The sequence below is a fragment of the Nitrosomonas sp. Nm34 genome, from assembly GCF_900113925.1.
In the GTDB taxonomy this organism is placed as follows: domain Bacteria; phylum Pseudomonadota; class Gammaproteobacteria; order Burkholderiales; family Nitrosomonadaceae; genus Nitrosomonas.
This window is the reverse complement of sequence record NZ_FORD01000118.1, coordinates 1-3,132: the sequence shown is the minus strand read 5'-3', so window position 1 is coordinate 3,132 and position 3,132 is coordinate 1. Positions and strand designations below refer to the sequence as shown.

At 42.4% G+C, this 3,132-nt stretch carries 2 protein-coding genes and 3 pseudogenes; 2 read left to right on the top strand and 3 right to left on the bottom strand.

Going from position 1 to position 3,132, the window contains the following annotated elements:
• Positions 1–126: 126 nt before the first annotated feature.
• Positions 127–327 (bottom strand): annotated as a pseudogene (locus BM283_RS20775) (transposase); the annotation flags it as partial.
• Between the two features lie 109 nt (positions 328–436).
• The gene (locus BM283_RS17465) at positions 437–1,429 is read right to left on the bottom strand and encodes a DUF6607 family protein (protein ID WP_139225342.1); all 993 of its coding nucleotides are present in this window, start codon (positions 1,427–1,429) and stop codon (positions 437–439) included.
• Between the two features lie 272 nt (positions 1,430–1,701).
• On the opposite strand from BM283_RS17465, the pseudogene BM283_RS20770 reads away from it, so the two are divergent.
• Positions 1,702–2,046: pseudogene (locus BM283_RS20770) on the top strand (GSCFA domain-containing protein); the annotation flags it as partial.
• A 711-nt stretch (positions 2,047–2,757) separates the two neighbouring features.
• Here BM283_RS20770 and BM283_RS17455 read toward each other — a convergent pair.
• Positions 2,758–2,835, bottom strand: a pseudogene (locus BM283_RS17455) (transposase); the annotation flags it as partial.
• A gap of 77 nt (positions 2,836–2,912) precedes the next feature.
• On the opposite strand from BM283_RS17455, the gene BM283_RS17450 reads away from it, so the two are divergent.
• The coding region (locus BM283_RS17450) for an IS630 transposase-related protein (RefSeq protein WP_217646401.1) at positions 2,913–3,132 on the top strand (220 nt) is incomplete at its 3' end.

The following is a 3,132-nucleotide window of genomic DNA, read 5'->3' as shown; positions in this document are numbered from 1 at the left end:
TATTGGAAATTTTTCAAGAAGAAAATCCTGTATGGGCGCTACTATGAAACTTTTTCACTTTTCAAAAGTGCTTGCCAAGCTTTTTTTACAGCAACCGATCATTACGAAGCAGAATTACGCACATTATTAACTGATAATTTCCAAACCATTGGCAGCACCTGAGTGCCGAAATTTCATGTGCGATGGGTATAGTTTGTACACGGTGCAGCCAGGCATAATATGCAGGGTATTTTCGTTTACGTCCAGATCTCTGGTCGTTTGTGCAACAGGTTTACTTGATTCGTTGGCCAGCTTAACTGCTGACGCTCTAAATTCGGCTGGATAAGTTTGGTTTTTTCTCGCTTCATATTAGGATCACACTCTTTTCAGATTATTTTAAATTGTGTGTCCGGTTTAGTGTAGCCACATCACTGCGACGCGGAGACAGAAACAGAATTTATTTAGATGTTTTACTTTCAGTCTTCACAAATCGTTTAAAAAGAGCATCCAGTTTACTTTGATGAGTTCGTAGGTCAGGTTGTTGTTTGTAATCTTCCGCAAGTTTGAACAATCCATCAATCAATTGATTATCTCCAGTGGGAAAGACTAGTACAGTCGAGTCTTTAGCCAATACGTCACTCCAATGTGCGCGAACTGCCGCCCAGAAAGGCGCCGTCGCTTGCCAGTAGCCCATGGCATCAGAAAAATCATATCCGCTGATACGCCGATATTCATTAAACCCGAACTCTCTCACTAATACTGTATCTTTCTGATCGCTGGTACGGATCACTTTGGTATTGTCCTGCTCGTGAGTCCACCCTTGTGGAGTAATGGTATGGCGGTTTTCAGCATTGATCAGCTGATAATCATCTCGTGTCGTATATTCTCGACGAGGCAAAGGACGCCAGGTGCGGTCGGAAGTCCATGTAGAAACACCATACTTATGATTCCATTTGCCGGTACCTGTATAACGCGGAGCATCACTGACCTCATAGACTAACTGAGTCCATGTGCCTGCTATTTCTTCAGGTGTTTTCGTTTGTTGCTCAAAACGCTGATCACCGACATAACTCCAGTTCTTGAGCGATTCATAGACCCAATCCTGGCGCCAATGTTTGATTACTTCGCCGCTACTGTTCACAAGGAGATGCTGGAATGAAAGTTTTTTACCATTGTCTTCGATCAGTACCACTTTCTCGAACGCACCGCTGTGCTTTGGCCCTTTCCGCGTATAGCCGGGTTTTAGAATCACCGTTTCATAAAAATTAAAGGTAACCTGAAACTCCCCTTGCAATGCCAGAATAGCTCGGCGATCACAATCGAAGGGCCGTTCATCGGCAGCGCAACCAACCACTGGTCTCTCTAGCGTTGGGTATTCGGTAATGGAAGGTTTTGCTTGTATTTGAGGAGCACTTGCGCAACCTATCAGAGTTACTAAAATTCCCGTCAAACAAGAAAAATTATGAAATTTTAACGTGGGTTGACAATTAGATTTCAATTCTTTTATGGAATACATATGGCTTAAAATCCAAAATGACAAAAATTTTAGCTGGACGATAGTTTTGTTTACTCTTCAATTGGATAGATGCAAATCGTTACCCTTATCTATCAACTTATATAAATACTTAAACTTTATAAATAGTAGAGCAGTGAATTAAGACTGAAGTTCAGAAGAAATTTTGATGCGTTGCAAAATCAGTGCAGGTAACCTAAAGGCAATTAATTCTTGTACGAGTTCCAAATAATGGCGCAATCTTTCCTTTAGCTCTTGGCGTTGTTGACAGTAAATTTAATCCAGATGAACATGAATTCGTGAATTCCTCATTCAGTGAAGTTATGTCGGACTTGAAGGAATTTATTCAAAAAGCAAAGTCAGTTAATAAGGATATAAATATACTTATTACTGTCTTACCTGTGCCTTTGATCACAACGTATGAGAACAGGCATGTGCTCACATCAACGATTGCCAGTAAATCGACTCTGCGAGTGGCTGCAGATGAAGCAGAAAGACTGTTTGATAATGTTATTTATTTCCCATCATATGAAATTGTTACTTCTCCTGCCAATGGTGGAAGGTACTTATCTGTCATTGCCAAGTCCGCCGCTCATGGTATTATCTCCCGCATTGCCATTGAGAGTGTCATTGCCGTCGAGCCACGCAGTAGGTCGTCGAGGCTTCCGCCGTACACGCTGTCAGCGGCGGCGGCTATCTCAGGCAACGTGAGGAAATGGATAAAATTTTCAGAGGTGAGAAAATTGAAGGAAACTGAAAATGGGAGAGAGAAGTCGCTTCCCAACTCCAACACCTGTGCCTCGGCAGACAAACGCTCAAACCCGGTGATCGTGCCGGATCCCGTGCGTATGAAGTCTCCGCTCGCTGTCCATGATCCCTAGAATCGAAGTATCGTCCCGTCCGAAAGAGACAGGTCGAGCTACGTGCCGCTGCTGCTCTATAACGGAGTTAAGAGTTTGCCCGGATCGGTCAACATGGGCAAGATATCCATGGCGAACACGCTGACATTTCCCTCGGCAAATGGAATATTACTTCGGTGATAAATAGCCCTTGCTTCTCCTCTAGAATATTACTTCTCTCTTGAATCAGCTTACGATGGCGTTGGTGTTTAGTAGAATGTATGTATTGAAAAAAATAAACGCTCTATTTCATTAAAAAGAAATGTATAGGGAAAATAAATGGATTATCAAACACTTTGCCAATCGATCAAAATTCAAAAGATTTATGCTCAATTGACAGCAAAATTACCGGTTTTTAGACTATTTTCGTCTGCGAGAATGCTCTATTTGTGAGATGTTTTTCAATTGATCGTTTACTGTTCCAATAATCGAGCATTTACTTAAACATAAATGTTGCTTTCACCACGGCTCAAACTTGAGCTTATATAGCACAACCAGATAATTTTGATTATAATTTAGAGATGGCCTATTCACTGGATTTCCGTCGTAAAGTCCTGTCTGTCCGAAAGAAAGAAGGACTTACGATAGCCGGGGTGGCGGCCCGGTTTGATATTGGCGTGGCCAGCGTGACGCGCTGGGTTAAGAACATCCATCGTAAACCTCAAGGGTTTCGCCAACGCAAGATTGATCTTGAGGTATTGCGCCAGGATGTTCGCGATTATCCTGATGCTTATCAGTACG